We start from the raw sequence: 16,960 nt of genomic DNA, 5'->3' as shown, positions 1-16,960 counted from the left end.
CTAATGGAGAAAAATATGCAACGACAGCGCGGATTCACCTTACTGGAAATCATGGTGGTGATTGTTATCCTCGGCGTGCTCGCCAGCCTCGTGGTGCCCAACCTGATGGGCAACAAGGAAAAGGCCGACCGGCAAAAAGTGGTCAGCGATCTTGTGGCGCTCGAGGGGGCGCTGGACATGTACAAACTGGATAACAGCCGCTATCCCACCACCGAGCAGGGGCTGCAGGCGCTGGTCAGCGCGCCATCGGCCGAGCCGCACGCGCGCAACTATCCTGAAGGCGGCTATATTCGCCGTCTGCCGCAGGATCCCTGGGGCAGCGATTACCAGCTGCTGAGCCCCGGCCAGCACGGACAGGTGGATATTTTCAGCCTCGGGCCGGACGGCGTACCGGAGAGCAATGACGATATCGGTAACTGGACAATCGGGAAGAAATAGTGCGACAGCGCGGCTTTACGTTGCTGGAGATGATGCTCATTTTGCTGCTGATCGGCGTCAGCGCGGGCATGGTGATGCTGGCCTTCCCCGCCTCGCGCGACGATAGCGCGGCGCAGGCGCTGGCGCGCTTTGAGGCGCAGCTGCGCTTTGTCCAGCAACGAGGGCTGCAAACCGGCCAGTTTTTTGGCGCCTCGGTGCATCCCGATCGCTGGCAGTTTCTGGTCTTACAGCCCCGCGAAAGCAACGACCCGCCCCCGGCCGGCGACGACTGGAACGGCTATCGCTGGCTCCCCCTGCGCGCCGGACGCGTCGCCACCTCGGGCAGCATCGCCGGGAACACGCTGCATCTCACTTTTCCGCAGGGCGAGGCCTGGACGCCGGGCGACAATCCCGATGTGCTGATCTTTCCCGGCGGTGAGATGACGCCGTTCCGGCTGACCGTCGGCGAGGGACCGGGTATCGCGTTTAATGCGCGCGGCGAAAGCCTGCCCGAACCGCAGGAGGCGCCATGAAAAAGCAGGCCGGTATGACGCTGATTGAAGTGATGGTCGCCCTGGCGGTCTTCGCCCTCGCCGGGCTGGCGGTGATGCAGGCCACGCTCCAGCAAACCCGCCAGCTGGGTCGTATGGAGGAGAAAACCCTGGCCGGCTGGCTGGCGGATAATCAGCTGGTGCAGCTCCGGCTGGAAAATCGCTGGCCCGCGCTGAGCTGGTCGGAAACCACGGTGCAGGCGGCGGGCGTCAGCTGGCACATTCGCTGGCAGGGGGTGGAGACCGACCTGCCGCAGCTGCGGGCGCTGGACGTTGAAGTCCGCCGCGCCAAAAGCGATAAAATGCCCGTCTCTTCGCTGCGCACCTACGTGACGCCGCCATGATCCAGCGCGCTCGCGGATTTACCCTCGTCGAAATGCTGCTGGCGCTGGCTATCCTCGCCGCGCTCAGCGTCGCTGCGGTCACGGTGCTGCAAAACGTGATGCGCGCCGATACGCTCACCCGCGATAAGGGCGGGCGCATGCAGGCGTTACAGCTAACGTTCAGCCAGATAGCGGCGGACTTTAGCCAAATCATTCCCCGCCGCAGCCGCGACAGCGCGAGCCTCTTTTTTGCCGGACGTTTTCAGCTCGGCAGCGACGACTGGGCGATCGCCTTTAACCGCAACGGCTGGCCCAATCCTTTGGGGATCCTGCCGCGTTCGGAAATTCAGAACGTCAGCTACCGCCTGCGCGGGGATCGGCTGGAGCGTCTGAGCTACGACCAGCAGGACCCGCTGCCCGGTAGTCTGCCCACGGTGACCGTTATGCAGCGCAACGTGCAGGCGTTTCGCCTGCGCTTTTACGCCAGCGGCCGCTGGCAGGATGAATGGCAGCAGACGCAGACGCTGCCGCAGGGGCTGGAAGTCACCCTGACGCTGGAGCAGTCCGGCGAGATCCGCCGGCTGTTTCTGCTTACGCCAGGAGGCAGCCAATGAATACCCGCCAGCGCGGCGTCGCCCTGCTTATGGTGCTGCTGATCCTCGCTCTGATGATGGTGCTGGCGAGCGCCATGACCGAACGCAGCGCGCGGATGTATCAGCAAACCGCCACTACCCTCGATAACCTGCAGGCTAAATGGTACGCGCTGGGGGCGGAAACCCTGGCGGCGGCGCTGCTGCAACGCGACGCGCTCGACTCGCCGAACCAGACCCATCTGGCGCAGAACTGGGCCCAGCGGGGGCGCCGCTTTGCGGTCAATGATGGCGAGATCTACGCCACGATTACCGACGCTCAGGCCTGCTTCAACCTCAACGCCATTAACCAGCTCAGCGGCGACGAAAGCGTTGAAATCCCTTATCCCGCGCAGGTTTTTACCCGACTGCTGGAAAACCTCGGCAGCGAGCCGCTGCGCGCCTTACATCTGACCGCCGCCCTGCGCGACTGGGTGGATAGCGATCGCCAGGCGCTGCTGAACGGCGCGGAAGACGAAGTCTATATGGCGCAATCCCCCGGCTATCTGACCGGCAATCAGCCGCTGCAGGACGTCAGCGAGCTGCGTCTGCTGGCCGGGATGGACGCCGCGCTCTATCAGCGTCTGCTGCCCTACGTTTGCGCCCTGGCGGACGAGACGCTGCAGGTGAACGTCAATACCCTGCAGCCCGCTCAGGCCGCGCTGCTGGCGGCGCTCTTCCCCGCTGAACTCACCCTCGTCGAAGCCCGGCAACTGCTGCAGGCCCGCGCGGCCACCGGCTGGAGCAGCGTCGCCGCCTTCCTGTCGCAGCCGCTATTACAAAAAACCGATACCGCCGCCGCGCGTCCGTGGCTGGCGGTGCACAGCGAGCGCTTTATCGCCACCTTCAGCGTGGTGATGGGCAGCGCCCGCTATCAGCAACGCAGTCTCCTGCAAAAGCAGGGGCGAACCTTCAGCGTCGTCCAGCGGCGCTACGGAATCTATTGGGTAGCCGATGAATAACCACCATACTTTTTCCGCCGCCGTGCTGATTATTCGCCTCAATCCCGATGCCGCGACGGCGATATGGCGGCTAGCCGCGCCGGGCGACGCGGCGCAGACTGGCGAGTGGCATCCTGACGCTGGCGACCCGACGCTCAGCCTGCTGGCGCAGCGTCATCCGGCCTGGGTGCTGGTGCCCGCCAGCGACTGCGCGTTTCATCGCGTTACCCTGCCCGCCGGCGCGCGCCGAAATGCGCAGCAGGCGCTGGCGTTTTTACTCGAAGAACAGCTGGCAACGGAGATCGAAGAGAGCCATTTTGCCCTGATCCACCGGGATAAAAGCGACTGTGCCGTGGCGGTGGTCGGGCGGGAGAAGATGCGCGCATGGCAGGCCTGGTGCGAGGGGCTCGGACTGAACGTGCTGGCCCTGACGCCGGATGCCCTTGCCCTGCCGCAGAACCCGACCGGCTGGAGCGCCGTACGCTGCGGCGAACAGTGGCTGTTTCGCTGCGAGACGTGCAGCGGTATGGCGGTGGAAACCCCATGGCTCGGCGAACTGCTGGCCCACTGGCCCCATATCGCGCCCATCGCCTGCTACTCGCCGCCGCCGGATATCGCCGTGCCGTGGCAGCCTCGCCCGGCGCAGGATTTGCTGGCGCTGGCGGCGAGCAACCCGCAGGCGCGCAAAATCTGCTTACGCCAGGGCAATTTTGCCGCGAAACGCCGGCCGCCGACGCCTCGACGCTGGCGGCCGGCGATTGTCGCAACCCTGGCGCTACTGCTGCTGTGGAGCGGAAATCGCCTCCACGACCATCTCGCCCTGGCTCGTCAGGCCGACGCCGCCGTGCAGGCCAGCCGTGATTTTTACCGCCAGTGGTTCAAAGCGGAAAAAAATCTCGTCAATCCACGCCTGCAAATGCAGCAGCATCTGCGCCGTCTGGAAAGCGTGAGCGCCCGGCCGGCGCTCATCTCACGGCTCGGCGCCCTACAGCAAATCATCGCCGAAACGCCGGGCATTCGCCTGCGAACCCTGAGCTATGATGCCGGGCGCAACGCGCTGCAGCTGGAGATATCCGCCGTTTCATCGCAGGCCCTGGCGCAGTTCAGCCAGCGGGCGCGGGCGGGGTTTCGCGTGCAGACCGGCGAGATGAAGCCGCGCGCCGACGGTATTGAAGGGCGTCTGACGCTGGAGGGGAACGATGGATAACCTGCTTGCCTTATGGCAACAGCGTACGCGCCGCGAACGGCATCTGCTGCTGGGGATGGGCGTCATGCTGCTTATTGGCCTGATTTATTACGCCCTCTGGCAGCCCTGGCAAAATCGCGAGGCGCAGTGGCGGCAAACGCTGGCCAGGGAGCAGTCCAGCCTGCGGTGGATGCGCCAGCAGACCCCGCTTCTCCAGCAGCTTAACCAGCGGAAACCTTCTGCCGCGCCGGAAGAACCCTCGACGGTGATTATGCGCGAAGCCGGCCGCCACGGTATCGCTATCGTTCGCCTGCAGCCGCAGGGCTCCCGCCTGAGCCTTACCGTGCAGCCCGCCGATTTCCAGGCGCTGATGGCATGGCTGGACGCGCTGGGGCAGGCGGGGATGACCACCGCCACCCTGGCGGTGACCGCCGTGGCGCAGCAGCCCGGTTGGGTGACGATTAATACGCTGGTGCTGGAGCGCAGCGATGAAAAATAAACTCACTATCGCCCTGCTGCTGGCGGCGGTCTATCTCTTCTGGCTGCTGTTTAGCGCGCCGGCGCGGCTGCTTACTCTGGCGCTACCGGACGGCGCGCGGCTCGGCGAAACCACGGGCACCCTGTGGCAAGGAGAAGCCCGTCAGGCCAGCTGGCGCGGTTTTGACATCGCCCATTTACGCTGGGAGTTTGGCTTTTCGTCGTGGCTTCCCGGCTGGCATATCGCGTTTAACGACCCCTCCGGCCTGCGCGGCCAGGCCTGGCTGCACGGTCTGAACGACGTTGTGGTGCGCGAGGGACGACTCGCGGCGCCGGCCCGGACGATCGGCCAGCGGTTAGCATCCGGCATACCGCTGGAGGCTCGCGGTCAGGTTGTGCTGACGCTGCCCGAGGCCCGCTTTAACGCCGGCGGTTGCCGACAGATGACCGCCGGCACCGTGCAGTGGCGGGACGCGGCGCTCAGCTCCCCCGCCGGGTCGCTCGAACTGGCCCAGGTCAACGGCAAACTAAGCTGTACCCCGGCGGGCGCGCTGGCTGTCGCCCTGACCCAGGACTCCCGTCAGCTTAGTCTCGCAGGACAGGGCGTTCTGACGCCCAACGGGCGCTATACGTTTAACGGTACGCTGCAGACCCGCCAGACGGCTCCGGCGCTGCTGACGCTGCTGCTCGCGCAAAACGGCCGCAAAGATGAGCAGGGGCGCACGCCGTGGCAGTGGCAGGGGCAGTGGCGCTCCGGGGAGAAAAAATAGAGATGGAAAATATCGCGCTGTTACCCGAGTTCGCCGCGCAATTCCCGTTAATCTGGGGCGGCTTTTTATTCCTGTCCGGACTGGCGTTCGGCAGCTTTTTTAACGTCGTTATCCATCGTTTACCGCTGATGATGGAACGCGCAGAGGGGGTGAATCTCTGCCTCCCCGCGTCGTTCTGCCCGCAGTGCCGTCAGCCTATCGCCTGGCGGGACAATATCCCGCTGCTGAGCTTTTTATGGCTCAGGGGGCGCGCGCGCTGCTGCGGGCAGCCGATCTCGCGTCGCTATCCCCTGATGGAGCTGACGACCGGCGCGCTGTTTGTACTCGCGGGGTACCTGATGGCTCCGGGCATGCCGCTGCTGGGCGGGCTAACTTTCGTGTCCGTACTGCTGATCCTCGCCGCCATCGACGCGCAAACGCAGCTGCTGCCTGACAGGCTGACGCTGCCGCTGCTGTGGGCCGGTCTGCTGTTCAATCTTTCCGATACCTTCGCGCCGCTGGCGGAGGCGGTCATTGGCGCGATGGCCGGGTATTTGTCGCTGTGGTCGGTGTACTGGGTGTTCCGTCTGCTGACCGGTAAAGAGGCGCTGGGCTACGGCGATTTCAAGCTGCTGGCGGCGCTCGGCGCGTGGCTCGGCTGGCAGCCGCTGCCGCAGACGCTGCTGCTGGCTTCCGCCAGCGGTCTGGTCTGGACGCTGCTGCAGCGCCTGGTAACCCGTCGTTCGCTCGAACAACCTCTGGCCTTCGGCCCCTGGCTGGCGCTGGCGGGCGGCGGCATCTTTTTGTGGAGCCAGGTATACCCCCCCCTGCTCGCGCTGCGCTTAGCAGGGCTACGGGCGGTGCTGGTCCGGTAGCCCGGGTAAGGCGTTTATGCCGCAACCCGGGAACTCTCCGGCTACGAATACTTTTTGGTGCGCCGGGTCGGGGCGGTATTGGCCGGATCGTCGGGCCAGACGTGCTTGGGATAGCGCCCTTTCATCTCTTTTTGCACCTCGCGGTAGCTCCCCTGCCAGAAGGCGCCTAAATCGCGGGTGATCTGCAGCGGGCGCTGCGCCGGTGAAAGCAGCTCCAGCACCAGCGGCACGCGCCCCTGGGCGATAGTCGGAGTGGTCGCTTCGCCAAACATCTCCTGCATCCGCACCGCCAGCGCCGGCGGGTTTTCATCGTGATAACGAATGGCGATGCGGCTACCGGTCGGCACCGTATAGTGCGTGGGCAGCTCGCTGTCCAGCTTCTGGCGCAGCGGCCACGGCAGCCAGTTTTGCAGCGCCTGACGCACGTCCAGCGCCTTCAGGGCGCGCAGCGAATGGACGCCCGCCATCTGCGGCAGCAGCCACTGTTCAAGCGAGGCCAGCAGCGACGCCTCGTCAACGGCCGGCCACGCCTCCTCCGGCAGCCACCGCGCCGCACAGTGTAGCCGCAGACGCAGCTGCTCCGCCTCCGGCGTCCAGCTGAGCACGCTCAGTCCCTTCTCGCGGATCCCGTTGAGCATCGCCTGGTGCAGCTCCTCCTCCGACGGCTTCGCCAGCGGCTGGGTCTTAATCACCAGGCGTCCGATACAGGTGCGCCGCCAGGCCTTCAGCGTTCCTAACGCCTCATCCCACTCGACGATATCGGAACGCCGGGCCAGGGCCGGACACTGCTCAATCAACGCGTGAATATCGACCGGCAGCGCCAGCAGGATCCGCGCGTCCGGCGATGCGCTTCCCTGCAGCAGCAGCGGCGCAATCAACCATTCGTGGCGGCCCAGCGCATCGTCGGCGTCGAGCATCGCCCCCATCCCGTTAGCCAGCTGGTAGCGCCCCTCCTGGCCGCGACGATGGGCGATACGGTCGGCAAAAGCGGAGGCCAGCAGCGCCGCGATGCTGTCGGCGTCGGGCTGACCGCCGCGAACCGCCAGCCTTTTCATCAGCTGCTGCGCCCGCTGCTGCCAGTTACCCTGCTGACGGGCAAACGCCGCGCTAAGATCGCTATTGCCGCCGCGCGGCGGCTCTTCAAGGATCGCCGCCAGTTTAGCCGCCGTGGCGGCGCTATCGGCATCCTCCGCCGCGGTCAGCATCGCCGCCAGGCGCGGATCGTTGCCCAACGCCGCCATTTTGCGCCCGTGCGCCGACAGCCGCTCGCCTTCCAGCGCAGAAAGGTCGGTGAGCAGACGCCGGGCCGCCGCCAGGTTGGTCGCAGGCGGCAGATCCAGCCAGCTGAGCTGGGCCGGGTCCTGGCATCCCCACTGCAGCAGCTCCAGCAGCAGCGACGACAGATCGCTTTGCAGAATTTCCGGGTCGCCCTGCGCCGCCGCGCGCTCGGCCTGCTCTTTAGCCAGCAGATGCAGGCAGATCCCCGGTTCCAGACGCCCGGCGCGTCCGGCGCGCTGGGTCATTGAGGCCTGGCTGATGCGCTGCGTCACCAGGCGAGTGAGCCCGGTGCGGGCGTCAAAGCGGGCGACGCGCTCCTGGGCGCTATCCACCACCAGCCGAATCCCCTCGATGGTCAGACTGGTCTCGGCGATATTGGTCGCCAGCACCACTTTGCGCATCCCGGCGGGCGCGGGCAGTATCGCCTTACGCTGCTCGCTCAGCGGCAGCGCGCCGTACAGGGGGCAAAGGATCACATCGCTCGCCACCCGCTCCGCCAGCCGCTCCTGAACGCGCTGAATCTCTCCCACCCCGGGCAGAAACAGCAGCATTGAGCCATTTTCGCTGCGCAGCAGCTCCGCGGCGGCCACCGCCACCGCCTCGTCAAAGCGCTGATGGGCCGGCAGCGGCAGAAAACGCCGCTCAACCGGAAACGCGCGCCCTTCGGAAACGATAACCGGCGCCTCCGGCAGCAGCCGCTGCAGGCGTTCATTGTCCAGCGTCGCCGACATAATCAGCAGTTTGAGATCGTCGCGCAGTCCCTGCTGAACGTCGAGCAGCAGCGCCAGCGCCAGATCCGCCTGCAGGCTGCGTTCGTGGAATTCATCGAGGATCGCCAGCCCCACGCCGCTCAGCTCCGGATCGCGCTGGATCATCCGCGTTAAAATACCTTCGGTCACCACTTCGAGGCGCGTGTTCGGCCCGACGCAGGTCTCCGCGCGCATGCGATAGCCCACGGTCTCGCCGGGCTTCTCTCCCAGCAGTTCCGCCAGCCGCTGCGCCACGTTACGCGCGGCCAGCCGCCGCGGCTCCAGCAGGATTATGCGTCCGTTGATGTTACCTTCGGCGAGGATTTGCAGCGGCAGCCAGGTGGATTTCCCGGCGCCGGTTGGCGCATTAAGCAGAACCTGCGGCGCATGCTGCAGGGCAGAGAGAAGTTCAGGGAGGACGGCGGCAACCGGCAATGAGGACACGAAACGCTCCGGAGGTTAACATTTGCGGGCAAGCATTGTAGCATCCCGGTAATTCATTACCGAGTCTCTATCATGTCCGAGCCGAAAAGGCTGTTTTTCGCCATTGAACTTCCCGGGGACGTTCAGCAGCAGATCGTGCACTGGCGCGCCGCCAGCTTTCCCGGCGATGCGGGTCGACCGGTGGCGGCGGCTAACCTCCATCTGACGCTGGCGTTTCTTGGCGAGGTGAGCGCGGACAAGCAGCGGGCGCTGTCAGCGATGGCCGGACGGATCCGCCAGCCGGGCTTTACCCTGACGCTTGACGATGCCGGGCAGTGGCTGCGTTCGCGGGTAGTGTGGCTGGGCACCCGTCAGCCGCCGCGCGGGGTGCTGCAATTAGCGAATATGCTGCGCGCCCAGGCCGCCCGCAGCGGCTGCTATCAGAGCCCGCAGCCGTTTCATCCGCATATCACCCTGCTGCGCGACGCGCGCCACGCGGTGCCGATTCCGCCGCCCGGATTTAGCTGGGCGTTTGCGGTCAACGAATTTGTGCTCTACGAATCCAGCTTTAGCCGCGGGCGCACCCGCTATCAGGCGCTGGAACGTTATCCCTTCGACAAGGAAAGCTGATGCTGTTCACTCCTCCCCTGCAGTCCGCCACCCTGGTTAAACGTTACAAACGGTTTCTCGCCGACGTGGTCACCCCCGACGGCCGCGAGCTGACCCTGCACTGCCCCAACACCGGCGCCATGACCGGCTGCGCCGCGCCGGGCGATACCGTCTGGTATTCCACCTCAGATAATCCTAAGCGTAAATATGCCCACACGTGGGAATTAACTGAAACCGTAGAGGGCGCGACAATTTGTGTTAATACTCTACGTGCTAACACGTTGGCAAAAGAGGCGATTCTGGCAGGAAATATTCCCGAGCTTTTGGGCTATAACACGCTGAAAAGCGAAGTGAAGTATGGTGATGAAAGCAGCCGCATTGATATTCTGTTACAAGCAGATGACCAACAAAACTGCTATATTGAAGTGAAATCGGTTACGTTGGCGGAAAAGGAATACGGTTACTTCCCCGATGCGGTTACCGCACGCGGTCAGAAGCACCTGCGGGAGCTAATGAGCGTGGCGGCAGCGGGCGATCGGGCGGTGATTTTGTTCGCCGTGCTGCACTCGGCGATAGACCGTTTCTCACCCGCGCATCATATTGATGCCAGATACGCACAGCTATTGATTGAGGCGCAAAACAAGGGGGTGGAAATTCTCGCCTACAAGGCGGAACTTTCTACCGAGATGATGACTCTGAATAAGCCGATTACCGTGGTGTTAACCCCCGGTAAATAAACGGCTAAATAGTATTCGGGTCGCGAGCGCAAATACGCTTTTCCTCACAGGGTTGTCAAGTGTAACGTTTAGATAATTGCTATCCGGAAAAGCATCTGCTATTTATAGCGGCCTGATTTTTCCCCCAACACGGGGATCGATAGTGCGTGTTAAGGAGAAGCAACATGCAAGAAGGGCAAAACCGTAAAACATCGTCCCTGAGTATTCTCTCCATCGCTGGGGTGGAGCCGTACCAAGTGAAGCCGGGCGAAGAGTATATGAACGAAGCCCAGCTGGCGCACTTCAAGCGCATTCTTGAAGCGTGGCGTAATCAACTTAGGGATGAAGTGGATCGCACCGTAACGCATATGCAGGATGAAGCTGCTAACTTCCCGGATCCGGTAGACCGTGCCGCTCAGGAAGAAGAGTTCAGCCTGGAGCTGCGTAACCGCGACCGCGAACGTAAACTGATCAAAAAGATCGAGAAAACGCTGAAAAAAGTCGAAGACGAAGATTTCGGCTTCTGTGAATCCTGTGGCGTTGAGATTGGTATCCGTCGTCTGGAAGCGCGACCGACCGCCGACCTGTGCATTGATTGCAAAACGCTGGCGGAAATTCGCGAAAAACAGATGGCAGGCTAATCACTTCGCTGACGCATCTCTGGCGGGAGCTTTCTCCCGCCCTGATGCTTTAGTCATACGATGACAGATTCCCACTACATCGGGCGCTTTGCCCCCTCACCTTCCGGCGAACTCCACTTCGGCTCATTGATTGCCGCGCTTGGCAGCTATCTGCAGGCTCGGGCACAGAACGGTATCTGGCGTGTGCGCATTGAAGATATCGATCCGCCGCGTGAAGTCCCCGGCGCCGCCGAGACTATTCTTCGTCAGTTAGAGCACTTCGGCCTGCACTGGGACGGAGAGGTACTCTGGCAGTCAAAACGCCACGAAGCCTATCGTGAGCGCCTGGCCTGGCTACGCGAGCAGGGCCTCTGCTACTACTGCACCTGCACCCGCGCGCGTATCCACGCTATTGGCGGCCTTTACGACGGCCACTGCCGGGATTTACGCCTCGGCGCGGAAAACGCCGCTCTGCGCCTGCGGCAAACGCGTCCGGTCCTTGAATTTTATGACCAGTTGCGCGGTACGATCGTCGCCGACGAGCCTCTGGCGCGTGAAGATTTTATTATCCACCGTCGCGATGGGCTGTTCGCCTATAATCTGGCGGTGGTGGTGGACGATCATTTTCAGGGCGTCAGCGAAATCGTCCGCGGCGCCGATCTTATCGAGCCGACGGTGCGGCAAATTTCGCTCTATCAGCATTTTGGCTGGCAGGCGCCGGACTATATCCATTTGCCGCTGGCCCTCAACGCGCAGGGCAATAAACTGTCGAAGCAAAACCACGCTCCGGCGTTATCTACAGGCGATCCGCGCCCGGAAATTGTGCGGGCGCTAACGTTTCTTAATCAGGATGTCATTCAGGAATGGCAGACGCTGAGCATTGAGGATTTACTCAAGTACGCGGTAGCGAACTGGCGGCCGGAGCAAATCCAGCATTCTCAAATGCGTTCTGCTGAGCTATGATTAGCCGCTATTTTTTTGTCCTGAAGTCCGTCTGACACTACGAGGTGTACCATTTTTACCCGAGTCGCTAATTTTTGCCGTAAGGTGCTAAGCCGTGAAGAGCGCGAGGCAGAAGCCGCCGTCGAACAACTACATATGACGGTTATCCCGCGCGAGCAGCATGCAATTTCCCGCAAAGATATCAGTGAAAATGCCCTCAAGGTCATGTACAGACTCAATAAGGCGGGCTACGAATCGTGGCTGGTCGGCGGCGGCGTACGCGATCTGCTGCTGGGCAAAAAACCCAAAGATTTTGACGTCACCACCAACGCCACGCCGGAGCAGGTGCGTAAGCTGTTCCGCAACTGCCGTCTGGTCGGCCGTCGCTTCCGCCTGGCGCACGTGATGTTCGGGCCGGAAATTATCGAAGTCGCGACCTTCCGCGGCCACCATGAAGGCCACACCACCGATCGCGTCACCTCCCAGCGCGGCCAGAACGGCATGCTGCTGCGCGACAACATCTTCGGTTCGATTGAAGAAGACGCCCAGCGTCGCGACTTTACCATCAACAGCCTCTATTACAGCGTGGCGGATTTCACCGTCCGCGACTACGTCGGCGGCATGAAAGATCTGCAGGATGGCGTCATCCGGCTGATCGGCGATCCGGAAACCCGCTATCGCGAAGATCCGGTGCGCATGCTGCGCGCGGTGCGTTTTGCGGCGAAGCTCGGCATGAGCATCAGCGAAGAGACCGCCGAGCCGATCCCACGCCTGGCGACGCTGCTGCACGATGTGCCGCCGGCGCGCCTGTTTGAAGAGGTGTTAAAACTGCTGCAGGCCGGCGACGGCTATCAAACCTATATTCTGCTGCGCGAATATAATCTGTTCCAGCCGCTGTTCCCGACCATTACCCGCTACTTCACCGAGCGCGGCGATAGTCCGATGGAGCGCATCATCAGCCAGGTGCTGAAGAATACCGATAATCGTATTCGCAACGATATGCGCGTTAACCCGGCGTTCCTGTTCGCGGTAATGTTCTGGTATCCGCTGCTGGAAACGGCGCAGAAAATCGCCCAGGAAAGCGGGCTGGCCTACTACGACGCCTTCGCGCTGGCGATGAACGACGTGCTGGACGAAGCCTGCCGCACGCTGGCGATCCCGAAACGCATCACTACTCTGGTGCGCGATATCTGGCAGCTTCAGCTGCGGATGTCCCGCCGTCAGGGCAAACGCGCGTGGAAGCTGATGGAGCATCCCAAATTCCGCGCCGCCTACGATCTGCTGGAGCTGCGCGCCGGCGCCGAAAACAGCAGCGAACTGCAGCGTCTGACCAAATGGTGGGGCGAGTTCCAGGTCGCCGCGCCGCCGGATCAGAAAGATATGCTGGATGATTTAGGCGACGATCCGGCTCCGCGCCGCCGCCATCGTCGTCCGCGTAAACGCGCGCCGCGCCGCGAAGGCAGCGCATGACGCTCGCTTATATCGCTATCGGCAGTAATCTGGCCTCGCCGCTGGAGCAGGTTAACGCTGCCGTTAACGCGCTGGCGGAGATTCCTGACAGCCGGGTGATAAGCGTTTCCTCTTTCTACCGTACGCCGCCGCTGGGGCCGCAGGATCAGCCTGACTACCTCAACGCCGCCGTGGCGCTGGAGACGTCTCTCGCCCCAGAGGCGCTGCTCGACCACACTCAGCGCATTGAGCTGCAGCAGGGCCGCACGCGTAAAGCTGAACGCTGGGGACCGCGCACGCTGGACCTCGACATCATGCTGTTCGGCAATGAGGTGATTAACACCCCGCGGCTGACCGTGCCGCACTACGATATGCAAAACCGCGGCTTTATGCTGTGGCCGCTGTTTGAAATTGCGCCTGAGCTATGTTTCCCCGACGGTTTGGCATTGCGCGACGTGCTGGCCAATCTCGGCGCGGAAAAACCCGCGAGCTGGTAATACCCCTTCATTTTTTAGCAATTACGGCGATCGTGGTAATCGGTTGCCTAAAACCATTGCCCCCCTGAATGCGGCTGCTAGAATGCCGGTTAAAATGACTTTCATCATCAGGAAACGTTATGAAACCGACCACTATCGCCCTGCTGCAGAAATGCAAACAGGAGAAGAAACGCTTCGCCACTATCACCGCCTATGACTACAGCTTTGCAAAGCTGTTTGCCGATGAGGGTATCAACGTGATGCTGGTCGGCGATTCGCTGGGCATGACGGTGCAGGGCCACGACTCCACCCTGCCGGTGACCGTAGAAGACATTGCCTATCACACGCGCGCGGTGCGCCGCGGAGCGCCCAACTGTCTGCTGCTCGCCGATCTGCCGTTTATGGCTTACGCCACGCCGGAACAGACCTTCGAGAACGCCGCCATCGTGATGCGTGCGGGAGCCAATATGGTCAAAATCGAGGGCGGCGCATGGCTGGCGGATACGGTGAAAATGCTCGCCGAGCGCGCGGTGCCGGTGTGCGGGCACCTCGGTCTGACGCCCCAGTCGGTGAACGTCTTCGGCGGCTATAAAATTCAGGGCCGCGGCGATGCCGGGCAAGTTCTGCTGGATGACGCGCTGGCGCTAGAAGCGGCGGGCGCACAGCTGCTGGTGCTGGAGTGCGTACCGGTCGAGCTGGCGAAACGCGTCACCGAGGCGTTAACCATCCCGGTGATCGGCATCGGCGCGGGCAACGTCACCGACGGGCAAATCCTCGTCATGCATGACGCATTCGGCATTACCGGCGGCCATATTCCCAAATTTGCCAAAAATTTCCTGAGCACAGCGGGCGACATGCGCGCCGCGGTACGGCAATATGTTGCCGAAGTGGAGTCCGGCGTCTATCCGGGCGAAGAACACAGTTTCCATTAAGGAGTGTTGTTGTGCTGATTATTGAAACCCTGCCGCTGCTGCGCCAGCATATCCGTCGTTTACGCCAGGAAGGCAAGCGCATTGCGCTGGTTCCCACCATGGGCAACCTGCACGATGGTCATATGAAGCTGGTTGATACCGCCAAAGCCAGCGCGGATGTGGTGGTGGCCAGTATCTTCGTCAACCCCATGCAGTTCGACCGCGCCGAGGATCTGGCGCGCTACCCGCGTACCCTGCAGGACGATTGCGAAAAGCTGAACAAGCGTAAGGTCGATTTTGTCTTTGCCCCTGCCGCGGCGGAAATCTATCCGCACGGCATCGAAAATCAGACTTACGTGGATGTTCCGGGGCTGTCGACGATGCTCGAGGGCGCCAGTCGTCCGGGCCACTTCCGCGGCGTTTCCACTATCGTCAGCAAGCTGTTCAACCTGATCCAGCCGGACGTCGCCTGCTTCGGCGAAAAAGACTTCCAGCAGCTGGCGCTGATCCGCAAAATGGTGGCCGATATGGGCTACGACATCGAGATTATCGGCGTGCCGATAATGCGCGCGAAAGATGGGCTGGCACTCAGTTCGCGCAACGGCTATCTCAGCGCAGACCAGCGCAAAGTTGCGCCGGGGCTGTATAAGGTGATGAATGGCGCGGCGGAGAAGCTGGCGGCCGGCGAGCGCAATCTTGACGAGATTATCGCGATTGCCGCGCAGGAGCTGAACGAAAAAGGCTTCCGCGCCGATGATATCCAGATCCGCGATGCCGACACGCTGCTCGACCTGACGGAAAACAGCCAGCGCGCGGTGATCCTGATGGCGGCATGGCTCGGCGAAGCGCGTTTGATCGACAACCAGATAGTGGCGCTCGTTCGGTAGACACGGGTTAAAAATCGGGCAATACTGCCTGGAATTTCCTCAAGGCGGGCGTCACGTCCGCTTTGTTATCGTTAAGCTTTAAAGGTAGACGTTATGATTCGTAATATGCTGCAGGGCAAACTCCACCGCGTAAAAGTCACGCAGGCCGACCTGCACTATGAAGGCTCCTGCGCTATTGATCAGGATTTCCTGGATGCGTCCGGCATCCTTGAAAACGAGGCTATTCATATCTGGAATGTGACCAACGGTAATCGTTTCTCCACCTACGCCATCGCCGCGGAGCGCGGTTCGCGAATTATCTCCGTGAACGGCGCGGCGGCACACTGTGCGAGCGTCGGCGATATTCTGATTATCGCCAGCTTCGTCACCATGCCTGACGAAGAAGCCCGCACCTGGCAGCCGAAAGTGGCCTATTTCGAAGGCGAAAACGAAATGAAGCGCCAGGCCAAAGCTATTCCGGTGCAGGTTGCCTGATCTACCCCTGCGGCTGGTTGCTTATCAGCCGCGACATCGTCTCCAGCGAATCCGTTCTTAATATATACAGCCTTTTCAACAAGAACGGATTATCGCCCGGCTTTACCTTCCCCCTCACCGTGGTCACCGCCAGATGAAAACCGGCGTCGTTGGCGGCCTGGACCGCCTTAGCGTTATAGCCGCCAAACGGATAAGAGAGATACAGTACGTGGGGGTTAAACTGCGCCAGCGCCCGCCGCGAATGCGCAAAATCAAACAGAATATTGTGATAGCTGCGGCTGAGGAGAATCGGATGACGTTCAGCATCAACCCGATGCAGGAAATGGGTATGCGACTGCACGTCAAAGACGTCCTGGATCTGTTTTAGCTCGGAAATACTCATAAACTGCAGCGATTTCGGCGCCCATTTCTGCGGATGGCGCTTGATGCGCGACGAGATAATAAACGCCGTGGCGTGAAAGCCATACTGTTTGAGAATCGGGTAGGCATAGCGGTTGACCGACTTCAGCCCATCGTCAAAGGTGATCGCCACCGCACGCGCCGGAAGATTCACTTTATTACGCAGATAGCCTTCCAGTTGATACATGCTGAGCGTGATGTAGCCCTGGTCGCGTAGCCAGGTCATCTGATTGCTGAAGGCGCGCAAGGAAGTCGTCGTTGAGGTATGGCGAAAGCGGGTATTTTCTTCATCACGCAGGATATGGTGGTAAGTCAGTACTGGGATGCCGTTATCTTCTTGCGCATCCAGACTGCTCACCCACGCCAGGCGGTTGCCGATACGAATCTGAAACCAGGTTTGATTAAGCCGATCTTTGAGTTTGCTGATAATCGGATAACGCAAATTATTCGCCAGGGTGCCAAATGGCGCGCTGCCCACGGCGGGGGCATCATAGATTGGCGTATCTTTCCAGGTAATGAGATTTTGGTTGCTTAGAGGCTTATGCAGATCGCCAAGGCTATCCTCCACCCGCTGCTTACCCTGTACCGGCCCCAGGTGGCCTTTATCGATAAAGCCGGTCGCAAAGCCAAAATTAAACTCATAGTAATCCGCCGCCGTCGGTACTACCGCCAGAATTTGCCCTGCCCGCACGTTGCCGACGCTCACCACCTGATTGCCAACCTGCGCCCAGATATCCGCATCTTCGGTCGTTTGCATATAACGTGCCGGCACACCCTGCTGGCTTAACAGGCTGGCAGAGGCGCTTAGCGCCGTGAACAGGAGGAGTAAAGCAAGAATTCGGGCAAACATGCGCATCGAGCCGGTAGACAAGAACAGCC

At 61.7% G+C, this 16,960-nt stretch carries 20 protein-coding genes; 18 read left to right on the top strand and 2 right to left on the bottom strand.

Translation table 11 applies throughout. From position 1 onward, the window contains the following. Positions 1-15 precede the first annotated feature (15 nt). The 9 genes from gspG to ABLV30_RS02905 are packed head-to-tail and all read left to right on the top strand — an operon-like array spanning position 16 to position 6,148. Complete coding sequence (gene gspG, locus ABLV30_RS02945; RefSeq protein ID WP_004098709.1) at positions 16-438, top strand: type II secretion system major pseudopilin GspG; 423 nt, start codon at positions 16-18, stop codon at positions 436-438. Beyond that, positions 438-950, top strand: a complete 513-nt coding sequence (gene gspH, locus ABLV30_RS02940; protein WP_064405737.1) for a type II secretion system minor pseudopilin GspH — start codon at positions 438-440, stop codon at positions 948-950. Before gspG ends, gspH begins: the two co-directional genes overlap by 1 nt. After that, on the top strand, positions 947-1,312 hold the full coding sequence (gene gspI / locus ABLV30_RS02935) for a type II secretion system minor pseudopilin GspI (protein ID WP_009654631.1): 366 nt from the start codon (positions 947-949) through the stop codon (positions 1,310-1,312). Before gspH ends, gspI begins: the two co-directional genes overlap by 4 nt. Next, positions 1,309-1,905 carry a type II secretion system minor pseudopilin GspJ gene (gene gspJ, locus ABLV30_RS02930; RefSeq protein WP_064405739.1) on the top strand — a complete coding sequence of 199 codons (597 nt, stop codon included), beginning with the start codon at positions 1,309-1,311 and terminating at the stop codon, positions 1,903-1,905. Before gspI ends, gspJ begins: the two co-directional genes overlap by 4 nt. After that, positions 1,902-2,882, top strand: a complete 981-nt coding sequence (gspK, locus tag ABLV30_RS02925; protein ID WP_064405740.1) for a type II secretion system minor pseudopilin GspK — start codon at positions 1,902-1,904, stop codon at positions 2,880-2,882. Before gspJ ends, gspK begins: the two co-directional genes overlap by 4 nt. Then, entirely contained in the window at positions 2,875-4,068 is a 1,194-nt protein-coding gene (gene gspL, locus ABLV30_RS02920) for a type II secretion system protein GspL (protein WP_265801412.1), read from the top strand. Before gspK ends, gspL begins: the two co-directional genes overlap by 8 nt. After that, positions 4,061-4,546 (top strand): type II secretion system protein M, encoded by a 486-nt coding sequence (locus ABLV30_RS02915; protein WP_032748031.1) that lies wholly within the window; start codon positions 4,061-4,063, stop codon positions 4,544-4,546. The genes gspL and ABLV30_RS02915 overlap by 8 nt, the downstream gene beginning before the upstream one ends. Beyond that, complete coding sequence (locus tag ABLV30_RS02910) at positions 4,536-5,294, top strand: type II secretion system protein N (RefSeq protein ID WP_064405742.1); 759 nt, start codon at positions 4,536-4,538, stop codon at positions 5,292-5,294. The genes ABLV30_RS02915 and ABLV30_RS02910 overlap by 11 nt, the downstream gene beginning before the upstream one ends. A 2-nt stretch (positions 5,295-5,296) precedes the next feature. Next, a complete protein-coding gene (locus ABLV30_RS02905) occupies positions 5,297-6,148 on the top strand; it encodes an A24 family peptidase (RefSeq protein WP_265801410.1) in 852 nt (283 codons plus the stop codon). A 41-nt stretch (positions 6,149-6,189) separates the two neighbouring features. On the opposite strand, the gene hrpB is transcribed toward ABLV30_RS02905, so the two are convergent. After that, a complete protein-coding gene (gene hrpB / locus ABLV30_RS02900) occupies positions 6,190-8,619 on the bottom strand; it encodes an ATP-dependent helicase HrpB (protein ID WP_064358587.1) in 2,430 nt (809 codons plus the stop codon). A gap of 72 nt (positions 8,620-8,691) precedes the next feature. On the opposite strand from hrpB, the gene thpR reads away from it, so the two are divergent. The 9 genes from thpR to panD all read left to right on the top strand — a co-directional run bounded on the left by thpR (position 8,692) and on the right by panD (position 15,682). Then, on the top strand, positions 8,692-9,228 hold the full coding sequence (thpR, locus tag ABLV30_RS02895; protein ID WP_014837425.1) for an RNA 2',3'-cyclic phosphodiesterase: 537 nt from the start codon (positions 8,692-8,694) through the stop codon (positions 9,226-9,228). Beyond that, positions 9,228-9,944 (top strand): DNA/RNA nuclease SfsA, encoded by a 717-nt coding sequence (gene sfsA / locus ABLV30_RS02890; RefSeq protein ID WP_004098690.1) that lies wholly within the window; start codon positions 9,228-9,230, stop codon positions 9,942-9,944. The genes thpR and sfsA overlap by 1 nt, the downstream gene beginning before the upstream one ends. Before the next feature lie 164 nt (positions 9,945-10,108). Next, positions 10,109-10,564, top strand: coding sequence for an RNA polymerase-binding protein DksA (gene dksA / locus ABLV30_RS02885; RefSeq protein WP_004098689.1), 456 nt, complete (start codon positions 10,109-10,111; stop codon positions 10,562-10,564). Positions 10,565-10,624: 60 nt separating this feature from the next. Continuing rightward, the gene (gluQRS, locus tag ABLV30_RS02880) at positions 10,625-11,506 is read left to right on the top strand and encodes a tRNA glutamyl-Q(34) synthetase GluQRS (RefSeq protein ID WP_014837424.1); all 882 of its coding nucleotides are present in this window, start codon (positions 10,625-10,627) and stop codon (positions 11,504-11,506) included. Positions 11,507-11,557: 51 nt separating this feature from the next. Beyond that, a complete protein-coding gene (pcnB, locus tag ABLV30_RS02875) occupies positions 11,558-12,955 on the top strand; it encodes a polynucleotide adenylyltransferase PcnB (RefSeq protein ID WP_139529300.1) in 1,398 nt (465 codons plus the stop codon). Continuing rightward, the gene (folK, locus tag ABLV30_RS02870; RefSeq protein ID WP_025106514.1) at positions 12,952-13,431 is read left to right on the top strand and encodes a 2-amino-4-hydroxy-6-hydroxymethyldihydropteridine diphosphokinase; all 480 of its coding nucleotides are present in this window, start codon (positions 12,952-12,954) and stop codon (positions 13,429-13,431) included. The genes pcnB and folK overlap by 4 nt, the downstream gene beginning before the upstream one ends. A 119-nt stretch (positions 13,432-13,550) precedes the next feature. Beyond that, the gene (gene panB / locus ABLV30_RS02865) at positions 13,551-14,342 is read left to right on the top strand and encodes a 3-methyl-2-oxobutanoate hydroxymethyltransferase (RefSeq protein ID WP_004098680.1); all 792 of its coding nucleotides are present in this window, start codon (positions 13,551-13,553) and stop codon (positions 14,340-14,342) included. An 11-nt stretch (positions 14,343-14,353) separates the two neighbouring features. After that, positions 14,354-15,208: a pantoate--beta-alanine ligase gene (gene panC, locus ABLV30_RS02860; RefSeq protein ID WP_032748013.1), complete on the top strand. Its 855-nt coding sequence runs from the start codon at positions 14,354-14,356 to the stop codon at positions 15,206-15,208. Between the two features lie 93 nt (positions 15,209-15,301). Beyond that, positions 15,302-15,682 (top strand): aspartate 1-decarboxylase, encoded by a 381-nt coding sequence (gene panD / locus ABLV30_RS02855; protein WP_004098675.1) that lies wholly within the window; start codon positions 15,302-15,304, stop codon positions 15,680-15,682. A 1-nt stretch (position 15,683) separates the two neighbouring features. Here the strand turns inward: panD and ABLV30_RS02850 are convergent, their stop codons facing one another. Further along, on the bottom strand, positions 15,684-16,937 hold the full coding sequence (locus tag ABLV30_RS02850) for a polysaccharide deacetylase family protein (protein ID WP_254540084.1): 1,254 nt from the start codon (positions 16,935-16,937) through the stop codon (positions 15,684-15,686). Positions 16,938-16,960 lie beyond the last annotated feature (23 nt).

Source organism: Klebsiella sp. CN_Kp113 (assembly GCF_040064585.1).
GTDB lineage: Bacteria > Pseudomonadota > Gammaproteobacteria > Enterobacterales > Enterobacteriaceae > Klebsiella > Klebsiella michiganensis.
The sequence above is the reverse complement of the archived record's forward strand: the minus strand, read 5'-3'. Positions and strand labels throughout refer to the sequence as shown.

Bases quoted from the DNA above. Each gene is read 5' to 3' on its own strand.
- gspG (WP_004098709.1), top strand. From the start codon at position 16: ATGCAACGACAGCGCGGATTCACCTTACTGGAAATCATGGTGGTGATT.
- gspI (WP_009654631.1), top strand. From the start codon at position 947: ATGAAAAAGCAGGCCGGTATGACGCTGATTGAAGTGATGGTCGCCCTG.
- gspJ (WP_064405739.1), top strand. From the start codon at position 1,309: ATGATCCAGCGCGCTCGCGGATTTACCCTCGTCGAAATGCTGCTGGCG.
- gspK (WP_064405740.1), top strand. From the start codon at position 1,902: ATGAATACCCGCCAGCGCGGCGTCGCCCTGCTTATGGTGCTGCTGATC.
- gspL (WP_265801412.1), top strand. From the start codon at position 2,875: ATGAATAACCACCATACTTTTTCCGCCGCCGTGCTGATTATTCGCCTC.
- ABLV30_RS02915 (WP_032748031.1), top strand. From the start codon at position 4,061: ATGGATAACCTGCTTGCCTTATGGCAACAGCGTACGCGCCGCGAACGG.
- ABLV30_RS02910 (WP_064405742.1), top strand. From the start codon at position 4,536: ATGAAAAATAAACTCACTATCGCCCTGCTGCTGGCGGCGGTCTATCTC.
- ABLV30_RS02905 (WP_265801410.1), top strand. From the start codon at position 5,297: ATGGAAAATATCGCGCTGTTACCCGAGTTCGCCGCGCAATTCCCGTTA.
- thpR (WP_014837425.1), top strand. From the start codon at position 8,692: ATGTCCGAGCCGAAAAGGCTGTTTTTCGCCATTGAACTTCCCGGGGAC.
- sfsA (WP_004098690.1), top strand. From the start codon at position 9,228: ATGCTGTTCACTCCTCCCCTGCAGTCCGCCACCCTGGTTAAACGTTAC.
- dksA (WP_004098689.1), top strand. From the start codon at position 10,109: ATGCAAGAAGGGCAAAACCGTAAAACATCGTCCCTGAGTATTCTCTCC.
- gluQRS (WP_014837424.1), top strand. From the start codon at position 10,625: ATGACAGATTCCCACTACATCGGGCGCTTTGCCCCCTCACCTTCCGGC.
- folK (WP_025106514.1), top strand. From the start codon at position 12,952: ATGACGCTCGCTTATATCGCTATCGGCAGTAATCTGGCCTCGCCGCTG.
- panB (WP_004098680.1), top strand. From the start codon at position 13,551: ATGAAACCGACCACTATCGCCCTGCTGCAGAAATGCAAACAGGAGAAG.
- panD (WP_004098675.1), top strand. From the start codon at position 15,302: ATGATTCGTAATATGCTGCAGGGCAAACTCCACCGCGTAAAAGTCACG.
- ABLV30_RS02850 (WP_254540084.1), bottom strand. From the start codon at position 16,937: ATGCGCATGTTTGCCCGAATTCTTGCTTTACTCCTCCTGTTCACGGCG.